Source organism: Pseudomonas veronii (assembly GCF_002028325.1).
GTDB classification, from domain to species: Bacteria; Pseudomonadota; Gammaproteobacteria; order Pseudomonadales; family Pseudomonadaceae; genus Aquipseudomonas; species Aquipseudomonas veronii.
Map to the genome: position 1 here is coordinate 1,824,647 of NZ_CP018420.1, position 23,888 is coordinate 1,848,534.

At 61.9% G+C, this 23,888-nt stretch carries 22 protein-coding genes; 11 read left to right on the plus strand and 11 right to left on the minus strand.

The window, feature by feature from the left end:
* Positions 1-89 precede the first annotated feature (89 nt).
* The gene (gene ppnN, locus PverR02_RS08465) at positions 90-1,463 is read right to left on the minus strand and encodes a nucleotide 5'-monophosphate nucleosidase PpnN (protein WP_046384299.1); all 1,374 of its coding nucleotides are present in this window, start codon (positions 1,461-1,463) and stop codon (positions 90-92) included.
* A gap of 149 nt (positions 1,464-1,612) precedes the next feature.
* The gene (locus PverR02_RS08470; RefSeq protein ID WP_046384298.1) at positions 1,613-2,437 is read right to left on the minus strand and encodes an aspartyl/asparaginyl beta-hydroxylase domain-containing protein; all 825 of its coding nucleotides are present in this window, start codon (positions 2,435-2,437) and stop codon (positions 1,613-1,615) included.
* Between the two features lie 321 nt (positions 2,438-2,758).
* On the opposite strand from PverR02_RS08470, the gene fabV reads away from it, so the two are divergent.
* Together fabV and PverR02_RS08480 are read left to right on the plus strand one after the other, a co-directional pair.
* Positions 2,759-3,952, plus strand: coding sequence for an enoyl-ACP reductase FabV (fabV, locus tag PverR02_RS08475; protein WP_046384297.1), 1,194 nt, complete (start codon positions 2,759-2,761; stop codon positions 3,950-3,952).
* A 176-nt stretch (positions 3,953-4,128) separates the two neighbouring features.
* Positions 4,129-4,752 (plus strand): HAD family hydrolase, encoded by a 624-nt coding sequence (locus PverR02_RS08480; protein ID WP_046384296.1) that lies wholly within the window; start codon positions 4,129-4,131, stop codon positions 4,750-4,752.
* On the opposite strand, the gene PverR02_RS08485 is transcribed toward PverR02_RS08480, so the two are convergent.
* Positions 4,749-5,654, minus strand: a complete 906-nt coding sequence (locus tag PverR02_RS08485; RefSeq protein ID WP_017848872.1) for a LysR family transcriptional regulator — start codon at positions 5,652-5,654, stop codon at positions 4,749-4,751. The two genes, PverR02_RS08480 and PverR02_RS08485, sit on opposite strands and share 4 nt — an antisense overlap.
* A gap of 103 nt (positions 5,655-5,757) precedes the next feature.
* Here PverR02_RS08485 and PverR02_RS08490 point away from each other — a divergent pair, with 103 nt between their 5' ends.
* Positions 5,758-6,927, plus strand: coding sequence for an aspartate aminotransferase family protein (locus PverR02_RS08490; RefSeq protein ID WP_079443128.1), 1,170 nt, complete (start codon positions 5,758-5,760; stop codon positions 6,925-6,927).
* A 118-nt stretch (positions 6,928-7,045) separates the two neighbouring features.
* On the opposite strand, the gene punR is transcribed toward PverR02_RS08490, so the two are convergent.
* Positions 7,046-7,960 carry a DNA-binding transcriptional activator PunR gene (gene punR, locus PverR02_RS08495; protein ID WP_079443129.1) on the minus strand — a complete coding sequence of 305 codons (915 nt, stop codon included), beginning with the start codon at positions 7,958-7,960 and terminating at the stop codon, positions 7,046-7,048.
* Positions 7,961-8,082: 122 nt separating this feature from the next.
* Between punR and punC the strand changes: the two genes are divergently transcribed.
* Positions 8,083-9,267 carry a purine nucleoside transporter PunC gene (gene punC, locus PverR02_RS08500; protein WP_079443130.1) on the plus strand — a complete coding sequence of 395 codons (1,185 nt, stop codon included), beginning with the start codon at positions 8,083-8,085 and terminating at the stop codon, positions 9,265-9,267.
* A gap of 118 nt (positions 9,268-9,385) precedes the next feature.
* On the opposite strand, the gene PverR02_RS08505 is transcribed toward punC, so the two are convergent.
* Positions 9,386-10,219, minus strand: a complete 834-nt coding sequence (locus PverR02_RS08505) for a hypothetical protein (protein WP_046384292.1) — start codon at positions 10,217-10,219, stop codon at positions 9,386-9,388.
* A 158-nt stretch (positions 10,220-10,377) separates the two neighbouring features.
* On the opposite strand from PverR02_RS08505, the gene PverR02_RS08510 reads away from it, so the two are divergent.
* Positions 10,378-11,880, plus strand: a complete 1,503-nt coding sequence (locus tag PverR02_RS08510; RefSeq protein ID WP_046490485.1) for a nucleobase:cation symporter-2 family protein — start codon at positions 10,378-10,380, stop codon at positions 11,878-11,880.
* Between the two features lie 87 nt (positions 11,881-11,967).
* Here PverR02_RS08510 and PverR02_RS08515 read toward each other — a convergent pair whose 3' ends face one another.
* Positions 11,968-12,900, minus strand: coding sequence for a proline iminopeptidase-family hydrolase (locus tag PverR02_RS08515; RefSeq protein ID WP_079443131.1), 933 nt, complete (start codon positions 12,898-12,900; stop codon positions 11,968-11,970).
* A 94-nt stretch (positions 12,901-12,994) separates the two neighbouring features.
* Positions 12,995-13,759, minus strand: coding sequence for a LuxR family transcriptional regulator (locus PverR02_RS08520; RefSeq protein ID WP_046384289.1), 765 nt, complete (start codon positions 13,757-13,759; stop codon positions 12,995-12,997).
* Between the two features lie 184 nt (positions 13,760-13,943).
* Between PverR02_RS08520 and PverR02_RS08525 the strand changes: the two genes are divergently transcribed.
* The 6 genes from PverR02_RS08525 to PverR02_RS08550 are packed head-to-tail and all read left to right on the plus strand — an operon-like array spanning position 13,944 to position 20,119.
* Positions 13,944-14,831: a proline iminopeptidase-family hydrolase gene (locus PverR02_RS08525; protein ID WP_017848864.1), complete on the plus strand. Its 888-nt coding sequence runs from the start codon at positions 13,944-13,946 to the stop codon at positions 14,829-14,831.
* Between the two features lie 3 nt (positions 14,832-14,834).
* Complete coding sequence (locus tag PverR02_RS08530; protein ID WP_057003761.1) at positions 14,835-15,782, plus strand: ABC transporter permease; 948 nt, start codon at positions 14,835-14,837, stop codon at positions 15,780-15,782.
* Positions 15,779-16,636, plus strand: a complete 858-nt coding sequence (locus tag PverR02_RS08535; protein WP_057003760.1) for an ABC transporter permease — start codon at positions 15,779-15,781, stop codon at positions 16,634-16,636. The genes PverR02_RS08530 and PverR02_RS08535 overlap by 4 nt, the downstream gene beginning before the upstream one ends.
* Positions 16,633-17,589 carry an ABC transporter ATP-binding protein gene (locus PverR02_RS08540; protein ID WP_079443132.1) on the plus strand — a complete coding sequence of 319 codons (957 nt, stop codon included), beginning with the start codon at positions 16,633-16,635 and terminating at the stop codon, positions 17,587-17,589. The genes PverR02_RS08535 and PverR02_RS08540 overlap by 4 nt, the downstream gene beginning before the upstream one ends.
* Positions 17,586-18,557, plus strand: coding sequence for an ABC transporter ATP-binding protein (locus PverR02_RS08545; RefSeq protein ID WP_079443133.1), 972 nt, complete (start codon positions 17,586-17,588; stop codon positions 18,555-18,557). The genes PverR02_RS08540 and PverR02_RS08545 overlap by 4 nt, the downstream gene beginning before the upstream one ends.
* Before the next feature lie 47 nt (positions 18,558-18,604).
* A complete protein-coding gene (locus PverR02_RS08550) occupies positions 18,605-20,119 on the plus strand; it encodes an ABC transporter substrate-binding protein (protein WP_017848859.1) in 1,515 nt (504 codons plus the stop codon).
* Positions 20,120-20,237: 118 nt separating this feature from the next.
* Here PverR02_RS08550 and PverR02_RS08555 read toward each other — a convergent pair whose 3' ends face one another.
* The 4 genes from PverR02_RS08555 to PverR02_RS08570 all read right to left on the minus strand — a co-directional run bounded on the left by PverR02_RS08555 (position 20,238) and on the right by PverR02_RS08570 (position 23,849).
* Positions 20,238-20,978 carry a YciK family oxidoreductase gene (locus tag PverR02_RS08555; RefSeq protein WP_079443134.1) on the minus strand — a complete coding sequence of 247 codons (741 nt, stop codon included), beginning with the start codon at positions 20,976-20,978 and terminating at the stop codon, positions 20,238-20,240.
* Positions 20,979-21,080: 102 nt separating this feature from the next.
* Positions 21,081-21,752, minus strand: coding sequence for an N-acetylmuramic acid 6-phosphate phosphatase MupP (gene mupP, locus PverR02_RS08560; protein ID WP_026140262.1), 672 nt, complete (start codon positions 21,750-21,752; stop codon positions 21,081-21,083).
* A gap of 4 nt (positions 21,753-21,756) precedes the next feature.
* Positions 21,757-22,455, minus strand: a complete 699-nt coding sequence (gene ubiG / locus PverR02_RS08565) for a bifunctional 2-polyprenyl-6-hydroxyphenol methylase/3-demethylubiquinol 3-O-methyltransferase UbiG (protein ID WP_017848856.1) — start codon at positions 22,453-22,455, stop codon at positions 21,757-21,759.
* Positions 22,456-22,517: 62 nt separating this feature from the next.
* Positions 22,518-23,849, minus strand: a complete 1,332-nt coding sequence (locus PverR02_RS08570) for a TRZ/ATZ family hydrolase (RefSeq protein WP_046384283.1) — start codon at positions 23,847-23,849, stop codon at positions 22,518-22,520.
* Between the last annotated feature and the right edge of the window lie 39 nt (positions 23,850-23,888).

The window sequence follows — 23,888 nt, forward strand, 5'->3', positions numbered from 1 at the left end:
GTCAGTCGGGCTTCGTAAAAACGATAGCCCGACGTCTCCCGCCGACAAGCCTGAACACAAGGTTAAAGCGCTACAGCATGTGTGCTGACTTATTGCACCACGCGGTAGCACGGCACATATGCCGCGCCACCCGGCAACTTCATGCGGTGCTGGGCGACGAACGCCTGCAGCAGTTCATCCAGCGGCTTCATGATGGCTGGGTCGCCATGGATCTGGTAAGGGCCGTTCTGCTCGATCAGGCGAATGCCCTTGTCCTTGACGTTGCCCGCCACAATCCCCGAGAACGCGCGACGCAGGTTGGCTGCCAGTTCATGGGGTGGCAGCGCGTGGTTCAGTTGCAGGCTGGCCATGTTTTCGTGGGTCGGGTCGAACGGGCGCTGGAAGCCTTCGTCGATCTTCAACAGCCAGTTGAAGTGGAACGCATCGTTACGCTCGCGGCGGAACTGCTTGACGGCCTTGAGCCCGGCGGTCATCTGGCGGGCCACTTCGGCCGGATCGTCGATGATGATCTGGTAGTGCGCCTGCGCGGCCTCGCCGAGGGTGGCGCCGACGAATGCGTGCAACTGTTGCAGGTACGGTGCGGCGTGCTTTGGCCCGGTGAGGATGACCGGGAACGGCAGGCCGCGGTTGTCCGGGTGCATCAGGATGCCCAGCAGGTAGAGGAACTCTTCCGCCGTGCCGGCGCCGCCCGGGAAGATGATGATGCCGTGGCCGACGCGCACGAAGGCTTCCAGGCGCTTCTCGATGTCCGGCAGGATCACCAGCTCATTGACGATCGGGTTCGGTGCTTCCGCAGCGATGATGCCCGGCTCGGTCAGGCCCAGGTAGCGCCCGCCGTTGATGCGTTGCTTGGCGTGGGAAATGGTCGCGCCCTTCATCGGCCCTTTCATCACGCCGGGGCCGCAACCGGTGCAGACGTCGAGGCTGCGCAGGCCCAGTTCGTGGCCGACTTTCTTGGTGTATTTGTATTCTTCGGTGTTGATCGAGTGCCCGCCCCAGCACACCACGATCTTCGGCTCGACACCCGGGCGCAGCGTGCGTGCGTTGCGCAACAGGTGGAACACGTAGTCGGTGATGCCCTGGGAGTTGCTCAGGTCGATGCGCTGGCTGTCCAGTTCGTTCTCGGTGTAGACGATGTCGCGCAGGGCGCTGAACAGCATTTCGCGGGTACTGGCGATCATTTCGCCATCGACGAAGGCGTCGGCCGGGGCGTTCAGCAGTTCCAGGCGCACGCCGCGATCCTGCTGGTGGATACGCACTTCAAAGTCTTTATAGGCGTCGAGGATGGTCTTGGCGTTGTCGATGTGCGCGCCGGTGTTGAGGATGGCCAGGGCGCACTGGCGGAACAGGGTATAGATGCTGCCGGAGCCGGCTTCGCTCAGTTGCTGGACTTCACGCTGGGAGAGTGTTTCGAGGCTGCCCTTGGGGCTGACGGAGGCATTGATGACTTGACGTTGGGGCATTCTGATTCCTTGAAAGCACAGCCACCGCGCCCGTCATGGGGGCGATGGCTTGAGAAGAATGGGCGCCGGATACGGTCGCACGAGACGGTTATTTTCGCTGGCCCGCAGGCGCTACGCAAATACTGTCCAGCCCCATCATGCCGCAGAACCTACTGGATCAGCTTCCAGTTTTTGTAGAAAACCCGACGCAGCGTGAACACCAGGCCGGCAAACCCTGTGATCACGGCATTGAGGACGGCGGGCAACGCGGTCGGCCGCACGATATCAATGAACAGGCAGTAGCGCTTGGCATCGTTCTTGTTGAAGGACGCATGCATCAGCGTGTCATCGAAGATAAACAGTGGGTCGTCGTGCCAGTAATGCTTGTGTTTGCCCACCTGGATGTACACGCCCTCATGGTGAGGCGCCGGCGCCATGTTATAGAGCACCCGGAACATCATGCGCAGGGGGCCGAAGTGGAAGGAGGTCGAACGGTTTTCGTTGAACACCGACACGCCGATGGTCTTCACGAACGGCAATTTCTTGCGCAGTTCCGGGATGTCCAGGGTGGTTTCGATCGGCCGGCCGTACCATTGGAAAAACAGCATGCCGCGTTTCTTCTCGGCCATGCGTTCGTCCAGGTAGCCGATGATTTCATCCTTGTGGGCCATGGCGTCGTCGATCACCTGTTGCAGGTCTTCACGCCAGGCGGGCGGCAGGTCGCGCATCGTGTAGACGTGGCGGTTGCGGCTGCTCAGCAGGTCGAACAGGGTGTTGAACGGTGCCAGCAGCCAGGTATTGCGGCCGCTGCCGATGAAATATTTCTTGAAGGTGTCGCGGTCATACAGGCCGTTACGCAGGAAATCATAGATACCGCAGACCAGCACGAGGCCGAGGAACACCACGGTGGTCAGGGGAAAGAGGTAGATAATCAGCAGGACGCCGAATGCCCAGGCGAACGACACGGCTTTTTTGCGTAACGCAGATTTACTCATGAAACTCAGCTCCAGCTGGACTCCATTCGACAGGTCCAGATGCGTGGCTGCGAGTGGTGGGGTTGCGAAACATATCGAAACAATCTCGTCATGATAAGACGTTCTCAGGACGATGGGCGTTTTTAAATATTGCGAAATTGTGAAGAACTGACACAGTTTTTAACCCGCGGCGCGGCTTGCGCGGCGAGTTTGGGATTGGATTTTGTAAACAGAAGATTTGCGACTATCGTGACGCTTCGGTTTTTTGGACGTCATAGACCGGTACGATTACGTTGAATGGCCACCATTGGCCTTCGGCACCTTGGAAGAGGCAGAAATTTTATGATCATCAAACCGCGGGTTCGTGGCTTTATCTGTGTGACCGCTCACCCTGTTGGCTGTGAAGCGAACGTCAAGGAACAGATCGACTACGTCACCCAACACGGCGTCATCGAAGGCGGCCCGAAAAAGGTGCTGGTCCTCGGTGCTTCCACCGGTTACGGTCTGGCCGCGCGCATCAGTGCTGCGTTTGGCTGCGGCGCCGATACCCTGGGCGTGTTTTTTGAGAAAGAAGGCGAAGAAGGCAAGCTGAGCTCCGCCGGCTGGTACAACAGCGCCGCGTTCGAGAAGTTTGCCGTCGAAAAAGGCCTGTACGCCAAGAGCATCAACGGCGACGCGTTCTCTGACGAGATCAAGCGCCTGACCATCGAGACCATCAAGAAAGACCTGGGCAAGATCGACCTGGTGGTCTACAGCCTGGCCGCGCCACGCCGCACCGACCCGCAGGGCGTGGTGCACAACTCCACGCTCAAGCCGATCGGCAAGGCCGTGACCCTGCGCGGGATCAACACCGACAAGGGCGTTGTCGTCGACACCACCCTTGAGCCGGCCACCCAGGAAGAAATCGACGGCACCGTGAAAGTCATGGGCGGCGAAGACTGGCAGCTGTGGATCGACGCCCTGCGTGAAGCGGACGTGCTGGCTGAAGGCGCCAAGACCACGGCGTTCACCTACCTCGGCGAGAAGCTGACCCAGGATATCTACTGGAACGGCTCCATCGGCGAAGCCAAGAAGGACCTGGACAAGAAAGTCCTGACCCTGCGCGACAACCTGGCCGCACTGAAGGGCGACGCCCGCGTGTCGGTGCTCAAGGCTGTGGTCACCCAGGCCAGCTCGGCGATCCCGATCATGCCGCTGTACCTGTCGTTGCTGTTCAAAGTGATGAAAGAGCAGGGCACTCACGAAGGTTGCATCGAGCAGGTCTATGGCCTGTTCAAGGACAGCCTGTACGGCCGCGAGCCGAAGCTCGACGCCGACGGCCGCCTGCGTGCCGACCTGGCCGAGCTGCAACCGAAAGTCCAGGACGCCGTGGCTGCGCTGTGGAATCAGGTCACCGACGACAACGTCAACGAGATCAGCGATTTTGCCGGCTACAAGGCTGAGTTCCTGCGCTTGTTCGGCTTTGAGATCGACGGCGTGGACTACGAGGCTGATGTGAATCCGACCGTGAAGATCAACGGTCTGGTCCAAGCCTAAACACGCTCGAAAAACATGTGGGAGCGGGCTTGCCCGCGATTGCAGTGGGTCAGCCGAAACCTCCGGCACTGACAAACCGCCATCGCGAGCAAGCCCGCTCCCACATTCGTTGTGTGTAAAGCCATCGCGATCTGCCAGACTCCATCCGCTATCAACTCACGCTAACGGAGGATCTGATGACGATTCGTGCAGTCGTTTTTGATTTTGGCGGTGTCCTGTTCGATTGGAGCCCGCAGCACCTGTACCGCCAGCTGATCGCCGATGAAGAGGAGCGGCAATGGTTCCTCGACAACATCTGCACCCAGGCCTGGAACACCGAGCAAGACGCCGGTCGCACCCTGGCCGAGGCGACGCGCAGCCTGGTCGCGCAATATCCCCAGCACGAAACCTTGATCACGGCCTACTACGACCGCTGGCATGAAATGCTGCGCGGGCCGTTGCCCGAGGGCGTGGCCATTCTCAAGGCGCTGCATCAGGCCGACGTGCCGCTGTTCGGGCTCACCAATTGGTCGGCCGAGACGTTCCCCTATGCGCGGGCCAACTACCCGTTCCTGCAGTGTTTTCGCGATATCGTGGTCTCCGGCGAGTTGAAGGTGATCAAGCCCGATGCCGCGATCTATCACGCCAGCCTCGGCCAGGTGCGTGCTCATCTGCCGGATATCCAGCCTGCCGAAGTGGTGTTCATCGATGATGTCGCGGGCAATATCGACGCGGCTATCGCGCTGGGCTGGCAAGGCATTCACCACGTTTGCGCCGAGCGCACCGCTGAGCGTCTGCGTGAATTGGGCGTGGGCTTTTAGCGCGCCCATTTCTCCAGGGCAAAATCCACGAACGCCCGCAGTTTAGGCAGGCGGTAACGATCTTGGCCGTACAGCAAATGCATGGGGCGGCGGGGCAGTTGATAGGCGGTCAGCAAGGCCACCAGCTTCCCGCTCTGCAGGTCGGGCTGCACCAGGGCATCGGGCAGCATGACGATGCCCATGCCTTGCACTGCCGCCTGGCGCAGGGCTTGCGAGCTGTTGATGGTCAGCGAGCCGGACACCGGAATCTCCACTTCGCCGTCCGCGTCGCTCATGCGCCACAGTTTGTCGGCGTTACGCCAATCGTCGCCGGATGGGTAGGCGAAGGCCAGGCAGTCGTGTTGTTGCAGATCCTCGGGCGTTTGCGGCGTGCCGCGTCGCGCCAGGTAATCCGGCGCGGCGCACAGGGTGATGGTGTAGTCCTGCAGGGGCCGGGCGATCAGGCTTGAGGGTTCCAGCTCGCCCAGGCGGATGGCCACGTCGAAGCCGCTGTCGACCAGGTCCATGCGTTGATTGCTGAGCACCACGTACAGCTTGATCAGCGGGTAACGTTGGGAAAATTCGCTCAAGGCCGGCGCCAGGCGTTCGGTGCCGAAGGCGGGCGGGGCGGTGATGCGCAGGGTGCCCTTGGGCACGTCGCTGTGGGCCTGTTCGGCCAATTGCTCGGAGTCGGCCACCAGCCCCAGCACTTCCAGGCAGCGCTGGTAATACTGCCCGCCGAATTCCGTGAGGCTTTGCTTGCGCGTGGTGCGCTTGAGCAGGCTGACCCCCAGGCGTTGCTCCAGGGCGCGCAAATGGTTGCCGACCATGGTGGTCGACATCCCACTGGCATGGGCCGCGGCGGTCATGCTGCCGGTCTCGACCACTTTCACATACACCGACATCGCCTGGAACAGATCCATTATCAAGTCCTGGTTTAAAGTCATTGCAGAAAAGCACAGTTTATCCAGCTTGGGTGGCTAACGATACTGGACCCATCCCAACCCAGCACTGGAGCTTGCCACCATGACCGCCGCTTGCCTGATGACCACTTACCAACCCTTGGCCTTGAGCTTTGCGCGTGGCCTGGGCACGCGCCTGTGGGACCAGCAGGGGCGCGAATACCTGGACGCCGTGGCAGGCGTGGCCGTGACCAACGTCGGACACTCCCATCCGAAACTGGTGACAGCCATCAGCGAACAAGCCGGGCTGCTGTTGCACACCTCCAACCTCTACAGCATCGATTGGCAACAACGCTTGGCCCAGCGTCTGACCCAACTGTCGGGCCTCGATCGTGCGTTTTTCAACAACTCCGGCGCCGAAGCCAACGAGACCGCGCTAAAACTGGCGCGGCTGCACGGCTGGAAAAAAGGCATCGAGGCGCCGTTGGTGGTGGTGATGGAAAACGCCTTCCACGGCCGCACGCTGGGCACCATGGCGGCCAGCGACGGGCCTTCGGTACGCTTGGGGTTCCAGCGCTTGCCGGGGGATTTTCTCAAAGTCGGCTTCGGCGACCTGGCGGCGCTGGAGGCGATCACGCAAACGTTCGGCACGCGCATCGCAGCGGTCTTGCTGGAACCGATCCAGGGCGAAAGCGGGGTGCAAGTGGCGCCGCCGGGTTACCTGAAAGCCCTGCGCGCTCACTGCACGCGCCACGGCTGGCTGATGATGCTCGATGAAATCCAGACCGGCATCGGCCGCACCGGTGCCTGGTTTGCCTTCCAACACGAGGGCATCGTGCCGGACGTGATGACCCTGGCCAAAGGCCTCGGCAACGGCGTGCCCATCGGTGCCTGCCTGGCCAGGAACGTGGCGGCCGACTTGTTCACTCCGGGCAGCCACGGCAGCACGTTCGGCGGTAACCCATTGGCCTGCCGGGTGGGTTACACCGTGCTGGAGATCATTGAAGAACAAGGCCTGCTGCAGAATGCCGCGCAACAGGGCGAGCGCTTGTTGGCCCGCTTACGGGTGGAGTTGGATGAGCACCCGCAGGTCTTGGCGATTCGCGGCAAGGGCTTGATGATCGGCATCGAGCTGGCAGACCCGTGTCGCGAGCTGGCCCTGCGCGCCGCCGAGGAACATGGGTTGTTGATCAACGTGACGCGGGGCAAGGTGATTCGCCTGCTGCCGCCGCTGACCCTGGAGGCCAAGGAGGTCGAGATGATCGTGCGGGCCATCACCCGCTTGCTGGATTGAAATGAGATCCCCTGTGGGAGGGTGCTTGCCCCCGATGGCGGTGTATCAGTCGAGCAATCTGCAACTGACACACCGCCATCGGGGGCAAGCCCCCTCCTACAGGGGATTCCGGTGATCTTCAGTGGTCACTCCCATTCAACCACTCTTGGTTCATCGTCTCGCTATCCCCCAGGTAGTCCAGCAACCAACTCATCGCCGGGGACAGTTTGTTCTGTGCCCAGGCCACGCATGACGGGCTGGCCGGGAACGGCCGGCGCAGTTGCAGCGCGACCAGCTCACCGCGTTCGATCCACGGCAACACCTGATGGGCCGGCGCCATGCCGACGCACAGGCCGTCGCGCAGGCAGTCAATGGCCGAGGCCCAGTTCGGTACCACCAGCCGGCGCTGGTTATCCAGGGTCCAGGTATCGCGCTTGGGCAGGTTGCGCGAGGTATCGGTCATGCACAGGGACGCGAACGGGCGCAGTTGATCGTCACTGAGCAAACCATCCAACGCCGCCAGCGGGTGTTTCGCGCTGACCACGCACAACCAGTTCAACAGGCCCATATCGCGAAACGTAAAGTGACTCGCCACCGGCACCGCGCTGGTGGCGCCGATCACGATGTCGGTGCGCTCATCGGCGAGGGCGTCCCACACGCCGTTGTACACCTCGTACTCCAGCAGCAATTCCACGTCAGGGAACTGCCGATAGAAATCCAGCACCAACTGCCGGCAGCGCTGGGGTTTGACGATGGAGTCCACCGCGACCTTCAACTGGCCGCTCCAGCCATTGGCCACTTGCTGGCACAGGCGCCGTGTACCTAGCATGGTTTTCATCACGCCGCGGGCTTCGTCTATAAATAGACGGCCGGCCGCGGTGAGCTCGACGTCGCGATGGCGCCGCACGAACAAGGGCACGGCCAGCCACTCTTCCAACTGACGCACCGTGTAGCTGATGGCCGACGGCACGCGGTGCAATTCCTGGGCGGCGGCGCTGAAGCTGCCATGGCGTGCGACGGCATCGACCACATCCAGGGAGTATTCGGACCACATGGCGGTTGCCTTCAAATTAATTGATAGAAGTGTCCAATTATTATCGCTTCACAGAGAGGCTGCCAGCTTCATAATGGGCAGCAGTCAGCAAATAGTTTGATGGCAGGTTCAACAAGGCTTCAATGAAAAATTCTTTTGGTTTCACCTGGTACCTGGCGGGGCTGAGCATGCTCGGTTATCTCGCCATGGACATGTACTTGCCGGCGTTCGGTGCCATGGGCGAGCAATTACACATCGGCGCGGGCGCGGTGGGCGCCAGCTTGAGTATTTTCCTCGCGGGCTTTGCCGTGGGGCAGTTGTTGTGGGGGCCGTTGTCTGACCGACTGGGGCGCAAACCGATCCTGCTCACGGGCCTGAGCCTGTTCGTGCTGGGTTGCGTCGGCATGTTCTGGGTCGAGACCGCCACGCAACTGCTGGCACTGCGTTTTATCCAGGCGATTGGCGTGTGTTCCGCCGCCGTGAGTTGGCAGGCACTGGTGATTGACCGCTACCCGGCCGACAAGGCTCACCGCGTGTTCGCCAGCATCATGCCGCTGATGTCGTTGTCGCCGGCCCTGGCGCCGCTGTTGGGGGCCATGGTGCTGAATCACTTTGGCTGGCAGGCGATTTTCGCGGTGTTGCTGGGCGTGTCGCTGCTGTTGCTGCTGCCGACTCTGTTCCTGCGCACGGCGCCGAAACGGCTGGCGGAGGCGGGCGAACCGACGCGCCTCGGTTATGGACAATTGCTCGGCTCGCGCGTGTTCACCGGCAACGTCATGATCTTTGCTGCCTGCTCCGCCAGTTTCTTCGCCTGGTTGACCGCCTCGCCGTTCATCCTCGGCGATATGGGCTACAGCCCGAATGACATCGGCCTGAGTTATGTGCTGCCGACCCTCGCGTTCCTGATCGGAGGCTACAGCTGCCGCAGCGCGTTGCAGCGATTCCAGGGCAAGACGCTGTTGCCCTGGCTGCTGGTGTCTTACTGCATCAGCATGCTGGCGTTGTACCTGGTCGCCACCTTGAGCGTGCCGACCCTGACCACCTTGCTGATTCCGTTCTGCCTGATGGCGCTGGTCAACGGCGCCAGTTATCCCATCGTGGTGGCGAATGCGCTGATGCCGTTTGCGGAAAATTCCGGCAAGGCAGCGGCGCTGCAAAACACCCTGCAACTGGGCCTGTGTTTTCTCAGCAGCCTGTTGGTGTCGTCGATGCTCGAACAGCCGCTGCTGATCACCGTGATCGTGATGCTGGCGACCGCGCCGCTGGCGGTGCTGGGTTACTGGTTGGCGCGGCCGAAAACCGATGATTCGCAATTGGCGAATGCTTGATCTGACAGGTGGGTGCTGGATTGCCTGCGCTGCATCAGGTTTACCGAGCCGATGCGATCGCAGGCAAGCCAACCCCCACACGTGATTACGGTTTCTTCAGGGGCTTGAGCGGTAAATCCTAGAACGTCACTTCCATATTCAGCGTGGGTGTCGACGTGCGACTGCCCCGACCGCCGTCCACACCGAACTTGTTATGCCAGTACTCGTAGCCCACTCCGAGGTACAGGTTCGGCGTTACGCGCTTGCCGGGTCGCACCGCGACCATCAGCGCGCTACGCATCAGCGTTTCCGCTGCGGTATCGCGGCCGTGGAAGTCCTCGCCCTTGTTGCCGACATGGTTGATAAACCCCTGGAACTTGGCCGCGTGGCTGCCGATCTCGAACGGACGCATCCACGTCAGGTTGAGCATGTAGGTGTCGTCGAAGGTATGGTCCGACTCTTTCGCGCCGGGAATCCCGCTGTGATTGCGTTCTTTGTAATACATCAGGCTCAGGTCCAATACGCCGACGGTGTTGAACTTCAAGGTCGGGCCGAGCACCAGCGCGCGTTTTTTCGCCGAGGCAAAGTTGTTGTTGCGGTTGGCATCGAAGCCCAGGGTCAGGGCGTAGTCCTTGATCAACCCGGTGCCCAGCGGCGTATCGAAAACGCGGGAGGCATACAACTGGTGTCGGTATACCGCATACACCTCACTGCCGCCGTGGTCGGTGCCCTTGCGCGGGTCGCGGCTGTCGGACAAAAACACATCGAGGTTCAGAAAGTTGCTGCCGTACTGGTAGCCACTGGCGTGGGTGACGCTGTAGATGCGCTTGCTGAATGCGTCGGGGTTGTTCGGGTTGGTGAATTGCTGGCCGTAGCGAAATCCTACGCTGTTGTTCATCCATTCCAGCGCGACAGCCTCCCCGCCGCCGAGGAGGGTCAATGCAACGGTTGCGCCCTGTAATGCCTTTTTCATTGTTTTAGGTCCTATGGCGTTCTGGCTCATGACGGCCGGATTGTTTTTGTAACGCCGGTGGAGGGTATCTTGTTCGAAGGATTGTATACAACTCTATGGACATCTAGTCTCGGTATTGCATACAGTGGCGCCACAACAAAAACAGAGAACCCCTCACCATGACTATCCCGAAGGCGTCATCGCAACGACCCGAAGATGAGAATCTCGGCGTCGCCGCCAACATGGCTTACGGCCTGCAGCATGTGCTCACCATGTACGGCGGCATCGTTGCCGTACCGTTGATCGTCGGCCAGGCGGCCGGGTTGTCGCCGGCGGATATCGGCCTGTTGATCGCCGCGTCGCTGTTTGCCGGCGGCCTGGCCACGTTGTTGCAAACCCTTGGCCTGCCGTTCTTTGGTTGTCAGTTGCCGCTGGTGCAGGGCGTGTCGTTTGCCGGCGTGGCGACGATGGTGGCGATTGTCGGCAGTGATGGCGCCGGTGGGGTGCCGGCGATTCTCGGGGCGGTGATGGCTGCGTCGTTTATCGGGCTGCTGATCACGCCGGTGTTCTCGCGGATCACCCAGTTTTTCCCGCCGTTGGTGACCGGCATTGTGATCACCACCATCGGCCTGACGCTGATGCCGGTGGCCGCACGCTGGGCCATGGGCGGCAACAGCCGCGCGGCGGATTTCGGCAGCATGGCGAACGTCGGCCTGGCCGCGTTGACCCTGTTGCTGGTGTTGTTGCTGAGCAAGATCGGCAGCGCGACGATCTCGCGGTTATCGATCCTGCTGGCGATGGTGATCGGCACCGTGATTGCGGTGTTCCTGGGCATGGCGGACTTTTCCGGCGTGACCCAGGGGCCGATGTTCGGCTTCCCCACACCGTTCCATTTCGGCATGCCGACCTTCCATGTGGCCGCGATCATTTCCATGTGCATTGTGGTGATGGTGACGCTGGTGGAGACTTCGGCGGACATCCTGGCCGTGGGCGAGATCATCGACACCAAAGTCGACTCCAAACGCCTGGGCAATGGCTTGCGTGCCGACATGCTGTCGAGCCTGTTCGCGCCGATCTTTGGTTCGTTTACCCAGAGCGCGTTCGCCCAGAACGTCGGCCTGGTGGCGGTCACCGGGGTGAAAAGTCGTTTTGTGGTCGCGACGGGCGGGTTGTTCCTGGTCGTCCTCGGCCTGCTGCCGTTCATGGGGCGGGTGATTGCGGCAGTGCCGACCTCGGTGTTGGGTGGTGCCGGGATCGTGTTGTTCGGCACCGTGGCAGCCAGCGGTATTCGCACACTGTCCAAGGTGGATTACCGCAACAACATGAACCTGATCATCGTGGCCACGTCCATCGGTTTCGGCATGATCCCGATTGCCGCGCCGAGCTTCTACGATCATTTTCCCAGCTGGTTCGCGACCATTTTCCATTCGGGCATCAGTTCGTCGGCGATCATGGCGATCTTGCTGAACCTGGCGTTCAACCACTTCACCGCCGGCAATTCGGACCAGCAGTCGGTGTTTGTGGCCGGGACTGAGCGCAGCCTGTGTTTCCAGGATGTGGCCGTCTTGCGCGAAGGCGATTACTTCAGGGGCGGCAAGCTGTTCGATGCCGAAGGCAAGGAGATTCCAGTGGTGGCCGAGGTGCCGAGAAAAACCGCGAAGGCCGAGACCAGCGAGGTTTGAAACGGTGGCTGCGGGTTTGCTCGCGATGGCGGTCAGGCGCTGACTGAACCACCACCATCATGAGCAGGCCCGCTGCCACATTGCTCGTCAGCTTGCTTTGAGGGTCTTGTGCGGCACTGAACACGCCTCATCCAAAAACTTCACCACTGTCCCCATGCACGCCTGGCGCTCTTCGACATGGGGCATGTGGCTGGAGTCTTCAAACAGCGCCCAGCGCACATCCGCGATTTCATCCAGGAACGGCTTGACCACCAGCGGCGTGGCTTCGTCATGCCGGCCGGAGATCACCAAGGTCGGCACCTTGATTGCCGACAGACGGCCAATCACGTTCCAGTCCTTCAAACTGCCGATCACATGGAACTCGGTCGGGCCGCTCATGGCGTGGTACACGGTCGGGTCTGCATCGACCTGGGCGAACGTGCGCGCAACCTCGTCCGGCCATGGGTTGACCCGGCAGACGTGCTGGTCGTAGAAAATCCGCGAGGCGGCGAGGTATTCCGGGTCCTGGTAGGTGCCGGCGGCTTCATGCTTGAGCAGGGTTTCATGCACGCCTTCGGGCAGCAACTGACGCAGACGGTTGGCTTCGCTGACCCAGGTACGCATGCAGGTGGGCGAGTTGGCCGGGATAAACGCACGCAGGCCCTTGGGTTGCAGAATCGCGTGTTCGCTGCCGAGCATGCCGCCCCAGGATTGCCCGAGAATCGCGTAGTCCTGGCTGATTTGCAGGTGGTCCAGCAGGTTGTTCAGTTCGTCGAGGAACAGGCTGACAGTCCAGAAGGACGGGGCTTTGTCGGGCAAGTGCGTGGAGCGGCCGTTGCCCAGTTGGTCGTAGTGGATGACGGCGTGACCACTGGCGGCGACGTCCTTGAAGGCATCGACGTAATCATGGGTGCAGCCGGGACCGCCGTGGATGATCACCAGCGGTGTACGGCCCGAGGCCAGGTCGCCGGTGACGCGATACCAGGTCTGATAGGGGCCGAAGGGCGCAAACCCTTCGCGGACTTTTTCGATGAATTCCATTTCGTATCCTGCTTTGAAAAAAAAGTATCAGGGACACGATAATCGGCACGCGACGTTTAGGTAACTAGCAAAACAGCTAGGTTTTGCCGAAGGGTCAATCTTCCAGCAAACGGTAATGAGTGGCGCGCACCACGGCCTGTACGCGATTTTTCGCCCCCAGTTTGTGCATTGCCGAGGCAAGATGCAGGGTGACGACCGCCAGCGAGCGGCTCAGTTGCGTGGCGATTTCGGCGGCGGTCAGGCCGTCGGCGGCCCATTTCAGGCACTCGCGCTCGCGTTTGGTCAGACGGATATGCGGGTAGGTGCGTAGTTCATTGCTGAACAACGGGTAGGCCGCTTCCTGCAGCGCATGGGAAATCAGGCCGAAATCCGACAAGCTCTGTTGCGCGTCCTCCAGCACCGTATGCGCCTTGCCGGTGCGCAAGCCGGTCAACGATGCGAAGCCGCCCCGGGGCAGATGAATCGGCACGCTGACGCCACAGGTCAGTTGCTGGTCATGCAGGTAAGACGAGACGGGGGCGTGGCACGGGTCGATGATCTTCTGCAGCGCCGTCTGCGCCTTGGCCTCGTAGGACCAGACAAACGGCGACACCGTATTCAAGGCCAGGTGCTGCACCGGATCGATCTGGTAGAACCCTTCGCCGCACCACAAGGCATGCCAATCGGAAGGTGTGTTGCGCAGTTGCAGCACCGAAGGTGTGATCAACGTGCCGTTGAGGTCGATGGGCACCGGTGAGTAGTCATACACCAGCGCATCGAAACCCAACTGTTGGGCTAGGATAAACGCATTGTCCATCTGCTCGTCCAGGCTCCTGCCCGGCATGAGACGGTGATTGAAGGCAGTTAGCTTGGCCAGCATCCGTTCTGCTCCCGAATTCATATGAATCTCGACTTGCTGCAAGTAGAATGCCACGCCCCGGCGAAGGACTGCCAGGCCAAACCTATAAGAAATACTAGGTTATGGATGCACGGCATCCTCGGTAGCTTATGGCCTCATAAGCGGCCGCAACCCGCCAGGCCGATACCACACAAGGAACGTATGCATGTGGCGTGAAATAGCCCCCGACCAGCAGTACACCGTGCAAGTCGATGGCCATGACCTCGCGGTCTACAGCTTTGGCGAAGGCGATGAGGTGCTGTTGTGCCTCAACGGCGGGCCGGGGCTACCGTGTGACTATTTGCGCGACGCCCATGGCTGGCTCAAAGAGCATGACCTGCGAGTGGTTGCATTCGACCAGCTTGGCACCGGTGCTTCAGCCAGACCGACCGATGTTTCCCTGTGGGAAATCGGCCGTTATGTCGAAGAAGTCGAAACCGTGCGCCAAACCCTGGGCCTGGGCCGTGTGCATTTGCTCGGGCATTCCTGGGGCGGCTGGCTGGGCATCGAATACGCCATCCATTACCCCGATGCGCTGAAAAGCCTGATCCTGGAAAACACCGTCGGCGACATTCCGCACCTCTCCCAGGAACTCGAACGCCTGCGCGGCGCTCTCGGCAGTGAAACCGTGGCGATGATGCAGCGCCATGAAGCCATGGGGACGCTGGATCATCCGCAGTACCAGGCCGCGATCACCTTGCTCAATTATCGCCATGTGTGCCGCCTGGACGAATGGCCGGCGCCGCTCCGGCGCTCCCTCGACGACTGGAACATGGGCCCCTACGCAACCATGCAGGGCCCCAACGAATTTCTGTATATCGGCAACCTCAAGGACTGGAACCGCATCGCCGAGATGGCCGATTTCAACATGCCGATGCTGATCACCACCGGCCAGCACGACGAGCTCACCCCGGCCTGCGCCCTGCGCATGAAACTGGCCGCCCGGCACGCCGAATTGCATGTGTTCCGCAACAGCAGCCATATGCCATTTTACGAAGAGCCCCAGGCGTACTTCCCGGTACTGCTGGACTTCCTCGCTCGTCACCGAGGCTGACGGATGAACCTGGCGCGCTACCGCTTCGTGCTGACCCGGCCGCTGCAATTGCTGCCGGTGCTGTTCGGCATCAGTCTGATCACCTTCGTGCTGGTGCGCGCGATTCCCGGTGACCCGGCGCGCGCGCTGCTCGGCTCGCGCAGCACGCCGGATGCGTTGCTGAAGATCCGCGCACAGTTCGGGCTCGACCAGCCGCTGTGGCTGCAATATTTTTACTTCTTGAAAAACCTGCTCAAGGGCGACCTCGGCCAATCGCTGTTGTACAAGGTCGATGCGTTGAAGCTGATCGTCACCCGTATCGAGCCGACCCTGGTGCTGGTGCTCGGCAGTGTGCTGCTGGCGCTGCTGATCGCAGTGCCGCTGGCCACCGTCGCGGCGCGTCGCAAAGGCGGCTGGGCGGACAACCTGATCCGCGTGTTCACCACCGTCGGCCTGGGGATGCCGGCATTTTGGCTGGGGTTGATGCTGATCCTGCTGCTTAGCGTGCAATGGGGCCTGTTTCCGGTGTCTGGCTACGGTCGCACCTGGCTGGACAAGGCGCACCATATGGTCCTGCCGTGCCTGACCATCGCCCTGGCCCTGTCGGCGGTGCTGGTGCGCAACCTGCGGGCGAGCATGTTGATGGAGTTGCAGGCGGACCATGTTACCGCTGCCCGGGCGCGCGGGTTGTCGGAAGCGGCGGTGTTTCGCCGGCATGTACTGCCCAATTCCCTGGTGCCGACGGTCAACCTGCTGGCGGTGAATATCGGTTGGCTGATCAGCGGCACGGTAGTTATCGAAAGCCTGTTCGCCATTCCCGGCATCGGCCAGTTACTGGTGCGCGGCATCTTTACCCGCGACTACATGGTGGTGCAGGGCGTGGCCATGGTGCTGGCCTGTGCGACGGTGGTGGTCAACTTCGTCGCGGATGTGGTGACCGTCGCCCTCGACCCACGGGTGAAGATGCAATGAGCACTCGTCCACTGATCGCGCCATGGCGCTTGCGCCTGCGCTTTGGCTTGCGCGACGGGCGGCTGACCGCCGCGTGGGGTTTGCTGATTCTGCTGGCGTGGCTGGGCCTGGCGTTGTTTGCGCCGTGGCTCGCGCCGTTCGACCCGATCGCGCAGAACACCGATCTCAGCTTGCTCGGGCCGAGCCTGGGCCATCCCTTCGGTACGGATAATTATGGCCGCGATATTCTCTCGCGGGTGATCTGGGGCGCACGCATCGACCTGCAATTGGCGATTGTCGGGGTGATCTTCCCGTTCATGATCGGTACCTTTATCGGCGCGGTCTCCGGCTATATCGGCGGGCGTTTCGACAGCGTCTGCATGCGCGTCATCGACGTGATCCTGGCGTTCCCGTTCCTGGTGTTGATGCTGGCAATCATGGCCATCCTCGGTCCGGGTTTGAAGAGTTTCTATATCGCCATGGCGCTGGTGGGCTGGGTGTCGTATGCGCGGTTGATCCGCTCGCAGATCCTGGTGCTCAAGGAAAGTGACTTCGCCCTGGCGGCCAAAAGCCTCGGCTTTGGCCATGGGCGCATTCTGTTCCGGCACTTGCTGCCGAATGCGATGTTTGGCTCGATTGTGTTTTCCATGTCTGACGCGGTACTGGTACTGCTCAACGGCGCAGCGGTGAGTTACCTGGGCCTGGGCGTGCAACCGCCGACCGCCGAGTGGGGAACGATGGTCGCCGAAGGGCAGGCCTTCATTACCACCGCCTGGTGGATCTGCACCTTTCCGGGGCTGGCCATCGTGACCCTGGCCATGGGCTTCAGCCTGCTGGCCGATGGCGTGGCGCAAGTGTTGGGAGAGCGCCCATGAGCCTGCTGCAAGTGCGCGACCTGAGCGTGATCGCCAACAATGCCGGGCGCGACGTGACCCTGGTCGACCGCGTCTCCTTCGACCTGGCCGAAGGCGAGATCCTCGGCCTGGTGGGCGAAAGCGGCTCGGGCAAGACCATGGCCTGTCGCGGGCTGATCCGCCTGTTGCCGTCGCCCAACCTGCGCGTGCAGGGCGGCGCGGTGCGCCTGGCCGGCCAGGACTTGCTGCCACTGGACGACGCAGGCATGCGCGCAATCCGTGGCGGGCAATTGGGCATGATCTTCCAGAACCCCAGCAGTCACCTCGACCCGCTGATGCGTATCGGCGAACAGATCGCCGAGGGCATCCGTCTGCATCAAGGCGCGTCGAAAAAAGACGCGCGCCGGCAAGCCATCGAAGTGTTGCGCCAAGTGGGCATTCCCGATCCCCAGGCGCGGGTCGACAACTACCCTCACGAGTTTTCCGGCGGCATGCGCCAGCGCGCCATGATCGCCGTGGCATTGGGCTGCAACCCGACAGTGCTGATTGCCGACGAACCCACCACGGCCCTCGATGTGACCGTGCAGGCGCAAATCCTGCGGCTGTTGCTGGAGCTGCGCGACCAGCGTGGCTTGTCGATCATCATGATCACCCACGACCTCGGCGTGGTGGCGCAAACCTGCGACACCATCGCGGTGATGTACGCCGGGCGCCTGTGCGAGCACGCCAGTAAATACGAGCTGCTCGCCCATCCCCGACACCCGTACACCGCGGGGCTGATCGATTGCCAGCCGGCCCACAGCAGCGGCCACGCCTTGCTGCGCACCATTGCTGGCCAGCCGCCGTTGCTCGATGCGTTGCCCGTCGGGTGCCGCTTCCACCCGCGTTGCCCGCAAGTCGGCAGCCTGTGTCGCGAACGCTTGCCGGAAGGTGCGCGGGTGGCCTGTCACTATCCGTTGGGAGATCGCCCATGAGCCTGTTGCAGATCAAGGACCTGGAGGTACGGTTTGCCGCGTCCGGCAGCGGGATGTTCGGCCTGCACAAACAGTGGGTGAGGGCGGTCAACGGTGTGTCGCTGAACCTGGCGGCGGGCGAGACCCTGGGCCTGGTGGGCGAATCCGGCAGCGGCAAAAGTACCCTCGGCCGGGCGATTCTGCACCTCAACCCGATCAGCGCCGGGCAGGTGCTGTTCGACGGCATCGACATGGCCCACGGCAGCGCCGTCGACATCGCCCGCCTGCGCCATGAAACCGCGATGATCTTCCAAGACCCGTATGCCGCGCTGAACCCACGCCACACCATCGGCGAAACCCTTGCCGAAGTGTTGCGGGTGCAGCGCAAAGTCGCGCCGCAGCAGATCGCGCGGCGTGTCGACGAATTACTCGAGCTGGTCGGCCTGCGCCCTGAATTGGCCGCTCGCAAGCCCGGCTCCCTCAGCGGCGGCCAGTGCCAGCGAGTCGGCATCGCCCGGGCGCTGGCGGTGGAGCCGCGCCTGATCGTTGCCGATGAATGCGTGGCGGCACTGGATGTTTCGATTCAGGGGCAGATCATCAACCTGTTGCTGGAGCTGCAACAGCGCATGAACCTGGCGATCCTGTTCATCGCCCATGACCTGGCCATCGTGCGCCGCCTGTGCGACCGCGTGGCGGTGATGTACCTGGGTCAGATCGTCGAGGAGGGGCCGGTGGAAGCGGTCTTCACTTCACCGCGTCACCCGTATACGGCGGCGTTGATCCAGGCGATTCCCGAGATCGATCCGCATCGGCCGTTGCCCACGGAACCCTTGCCCGGCGAGCCGCCGAGCCCGCTGAATTTGCCTACAGGCTGTGCTTTTCACCCGCGTTGCCGGTATGCCCAGGCCATGTGTTCCGTGGTGTTGCCGCCGACCCATTTCCTGCACGAGCATCGGTACAGTTGCGTGCTTGAAGAACCTTTGCTTTGACCCCTGCCATTCTTGAACAACCGCCGTTATAAACAAGGAGTTATGACATGCAATCGCGCCACTTGAAGTTGCTCGCCGCCGCCACATTGACCGCCTGGTCGCTGACCGCCGGTCTTGCCCAGGCTGCCGGTGTTCTCACCATCGGTTGCCGGGAAGACAGCACCACGTTCGATCCGATCAAAAGCGCGCAAAACCGCGACACCTGGGTCTTTGCCAACGTCTACGACACCCTGGTGCGCGTGGACAACCTGGGCACCAAGATGGAGCCGGGGCTGGCTGAAAGCTGGGAGATTTCCAAGGACGGCCTGACGTACACGTTCAAGCTGCGTGCGGCGAAGTTCTCGGATGGCTCGCCGATCACCGCAGAAGATGCGGCGTTCAGCCTGTTGCGCATCCGCGACAACAAGGCCTCGCTGTGGAGCGACCCATTCAGCCTGATCGACACGGCCAAGGCCGCCGGCCCGCAAACCCTGGTGGTGACGCTGAAGACCCCGGCGGTTGCCTTCCTCTCGCAACTGGCGTCGCCGACGGTGTCGATCCTGTCGGAAAAGGCCATGAGCAAAATGGGCGAAGACGCCTACGCGGAAAACCCGGTGACCTCCGGCGCGTTTACCGTGGGCGAATGGCGCAAGGGCGATCGGGTGATCCTGAAGAAAAACCCGAACTTCTGGCAGGCCGGGAACGTCAGCCTGGATGGCGTGGAGTGGGTCTCGGTGACCGACGACAACACGCGCATGCGTATGGTGCAGAACAACGAGCTGGACACGGCGATCTTCGTACCGTTCTCCCGGGTTGAAGAACTGAAGAAAGACAAAAACGTGGTGATCCATTCCGACCCGTCCACCCGCGAAGATCACCTGCTGATCAACCACGAGCACGGCCTGCTGGCCAAGCCGGAAGTACGCCAGGCGCTGGACATGGCCATCGACAAACAATCGCTGGTGAAGACGGCCACTTACGGTCAAGGCACCGTGGCTTATTCCTACATCCCCAAAGGTTCGTTGTACCACTACGCCAACAACCTGCAGCGCCCGTATGACCCGACCGCGGCGAAGAAACTGCTGGCCGACGCCGGCGCCAAGGACTTGAAGCTGAACTACGTGGTCAACGCCGGCAACGAAGCCGACGAGCAGATCGCGGTGATCATCAAGGACCAGTTGGCCAAGGTCGGCGTGACGGCCAACCTGCAGAAAGTCGACCCGACCCAAAGCTGGCAGATGCTGGTGGACGGTGAGTACGATATTTCGGTGATGTACTGGACCAACGACATCCTCGACCCGGACCAGAAGACCACCTTCGTGCTGGGCCACGACACCAACCAGAACTACATGACCCGTTACAGGAACGACAAGGTCAAGGAACTGGTCGCCGCCGCACGCATCGAGGCCGACCCGGCCAAGCGTGAGCAGATGTATGTCGACCTGCAGAAACTGGCGAAACAGGATGTGAACTGGATCGACCTGTATTACAGCCCGTACATCAACATCTCACGCAAGAATGTGAGCAACTTCCTGCAAAACCCACTGGGTCGCTTCACCCTCGAGGAAGTCGTGAAAAACTAAAGAACACCGCTAAATAAATGTGGGAGGGGGCTTGCCCCCGATAGCAGGGTGTCAGTCACTGCATCTGTGACTGACCCACCGCTATCGGGGGCAAGCCCCCTCCCACAGGTGTCGGCCGTTACTGCGCGTCGAACGCTTGCCCGTTGATCCCGCTGCTGTCCGGCCCCATCAGGTACAGGTACACCGGCATGATGTCTTCCGGCGCCGGGTTGTCGGCCGGGTTTTCCCCCGGGTACGCCTGGGCCCGCATGCTGGTGCGTGTGGCGCCGGGGTTGATGCTGTTGGCCCGTACTGGCGCAACGGTGTCGAGCTCGTCGGCCAGGGTTTGCATCAGGCCTTCGGTGGCGAATTTCGATACGCCATAGGCACCCCAATACGCCCGGCCCTTGCGCCCGACGCTGCTGGAAGTGAACACCACCGAGGCGTCCTGGGACAGCTTGAGCAGCGGCAACAGCGTGCTGGTCAGCATGAACATCGCGTTGACGTTGATGTGCATCACCCGCATGAAGTTCTCACCGGACAACTGCTCGATCGGCGTGCGTGGGCCGATGATCGAGGCGTTGTGCAGCAGGCCGTCGAGGTGGCCGAATTCCTTTTCGATCATCGCCGCCAGCTCATCGTATTGATGGGGCAGGGCGGTCTCCAGGTTGAACGGGATCACCACCGGTTGCGGGTGGTCGGCGGCTTCGATCTCGTCGTACACCTGGGCCAGGTTGGCTTCGGTCTTGCCCAGCAACAGCACGGTCGCGCCATGGGCGGCATAGGTTTTCGCCGCCGCCGCGCCAATCCCGCGACCGGCACCGGTCACCAGGATGACGCGGCCTTTGAGCAGTTCGGGACGTGCAGAGTAATCAAACATAAATAGCCTCGACAAAATTCACTAGGTGACCAACACCGAGCTGGAAAACACTGAAGATTCCCTGTGGGAGGGGCTTCATAGGTCAGCAAGACCGGTAGACCATCAGCAACTGCACAGCGCGTTATCCAGCACCTTGCGCAATTCCAGCGGGTGATCCACCACCACATCCGCGCCCCAGTGGCGCGGGTTGTCGTCCGGGTGGATGTAGCCATAGGTGACCGCCGCCGTGCGGGTGCCGGCGTCGCGGCCGGACTCGATGTCGCGCAGGTCATCGCCGACGAACAGCACGCTGGCCGGGTCCAGGTTGAGCATCTGGCACGCCAGGATCAGCGGCTCCGGGTGCGGCTTGCTGTTCGTCACGTGGTCTGGGCAGATCAGCAGCGCCGAGCGCTCGGCCAGGCCCAGTTGCTGCATGATCGGCTCGGCAAACCGCAACGGTTTGTTGGTGACCACGCCCCAGATCAGCTTGGATTTTTCGATGTCTGCCAGCAGCTCGGCCATCCCGTCGAACAACGCGCTGTGGATCGCGCAGCCCTTGAGGTAGCGCTCGAGGAACTCCAGGCGCAGTTCTTCAAAGCCCGGGGATTCCGGGTCCATCGAGAAGGTCACGGCGACCATCGCCCGCGCGCCGCCGGAGATTTCATCGCGGATATGCTGGTCGTTGATCGGCGCCAGGTCACGGTCGGCGCGCATGGCCTGGCAGATGGCGATAAAGTCCGGCGCGGTGTCCAGCAGGGTACCGTCCATATCGAAGAGAACCGCTCGCAACTTCACAGGCTTACTCCTCGCGCAGGGTCTGGATCATGTAGTTGACGTCGACGTCGCTGGCCAGCTTGTAGTGCTTGGTCAGCGGGTTGTAGGTCAGGCCGATGATGTCCTTGACGCTCAGCCCGGCCTGACGGCTCCAGGCGCCCAGCTCGGAAGGGCGGATGAATTTCTTGAAGTCGTGGGTGCCGCGCGGCAGCAGCTTCATGATGTATTCGGCGCCGATGATCGCGAACAGGTAGGCCTTGGGGTTGCGGTTGATCGTGGAGAAGAACACCTGGCCGCCGGGCTTGACCATGCGGAAGCAGGCGCGGATCACCGAGGAGGGGTCCGGCACGTGTTCGAGCATTTCCAGGCAGGTGATCACGTCGAACTGCTCGGGCATTTCCTCGGCCAGGGCTTCGGCGGTGATCTGGCGGTATTCGACGTTCACCCCGGATTCCAGCTGATGCAACTGGGCCACGGCCAACGGCGCTTCGCCCATGTCGATCCCCAGCACCGTAGCGCCGCGCTGGGCCATGGCTTCGCTGAGGATGCCGCCGCCGCAACCGACGTCCAGCACCTTCTTGCCGGCCAGGTTGATGCGTTCGTCAATCCAGTTGACCCGCAGCGGGTTGATGTCGTGCAGGGGTTTGAACTCGCTTTCGCGGTCCCACCAGCGGTGGGCCAGGGCTTCGAATTTGGCGATTTCGGCGTGGTCGACATTGCTCATGGTGGTTCCTCTAAATCGGATAAATCGGTTTGTCGGCCCTGAACACGGGTTCAGGACCGGCGTTATTCGCGGTGCCCGCTGATGCGCTGGCCCCAGGCAATGGCCATGGCGGTCAACTGTGGTTCATCCATGCGGGTCAACTGCCGGTTGTCGAGCAACTGCTTGCCGGCGACCCAAAGGTGTTTCACGCTATCGCGTCCGGTGGCATATATAAGCTGTGAGACCGGATCGTAGATCGGTTGTTGCGCCAGCCCCGAAAGATCAAAGGCGACGATATCTGCCGCCTTGCCGACCTCCAGCGAGCCAATCTCGCCCTCCAGGCCCATGGCGCGGGCGCCGTTGAGGGTCGCCATGCGCAAGGCACGGTGGGCATCCAGGGCGGTCACCGAACCGGAGACGGCCTTGGCCAGCATCGCGGCGGTACGGGTTTCGCCCAGCAGGTCGAGGTCATTGTTGCTGGCGGCGCCGTCGGTACCGATGGCCACATTGACGCCAGCCTGCCACAGACGCTCCACCGGGCAGAAGCCGCTGGCCAGTTTCAGGTTCGATTCCGGGCAATGGATGACGCTGGTGTTGCTTTCTACCAGCAAAGCCAGGTCGTCCTCGCTGATTTGGGTCATGTGAACGGCCTGAAAGCGCGGGCCCAGCAGGCCAAGCCGGCCGAGGCGCGCCAATGGGCGTTCGCCGGTCTGCTCGACAGACTGTTGTACCTCGAACGCGCTCTCGTGCACATGCATATGGATCGCCGCGTCCAGCTCCTCGGCGATCACCCGGATCTTTTCCAGGTTGGCGTCGCTCACGGTGTAGGGCGCGTGCGGGCCGAAGGTGATCTTGATGCGCGGGTGATGCTTGAGGTCGCCGAACAACTCGATGCCCTGGCGAATCGCCTCGTCGGCGCTGCTGGCGCCGGGAATCGGGAAGTCGAGGATCGGAATCGCGATCTGCGCGCGCATCCCGCTGTTGTGGACGCAATCACTGGCGACCTTGGGAAAGAAGTACATGTCCGAGAAGCAAGTAATTCCACCCTTGAGCTGTTCGGCGATGGCCAGGTCGGTGCCGTCGCGCACGAAGGCTTCATCGACCCACTTGGTCTCGGCGGGCCAGATGTGTTTTTCCAGCCAGGTCATCAGCGGCAGGTCATCGGCCAGGCCGCGAAACAGGGTCATCGCCGCGTGGCCGTGGGCGTTGATCAGGCCGGGGCTGAGCAGCATGCCCGGCAGCTCGCGCACTTCACTGGCGGAAAGTTTCAGCGCCGCGGCCCGCGGGCCGATAAAGGCAATGCGCCCATCGCGGATGCCCAGGCCATGCTCCTTGAGCACCACGCCGGCGGGTTCGACAGGTACCAGCCACGTCGGCAGTAGCAATAAGTCGAGCGGGGCGGCAGTGGAGGTCATCGCAGGCTTCTTCCCGGGCAGCAATAAAAGAAGGGCGAA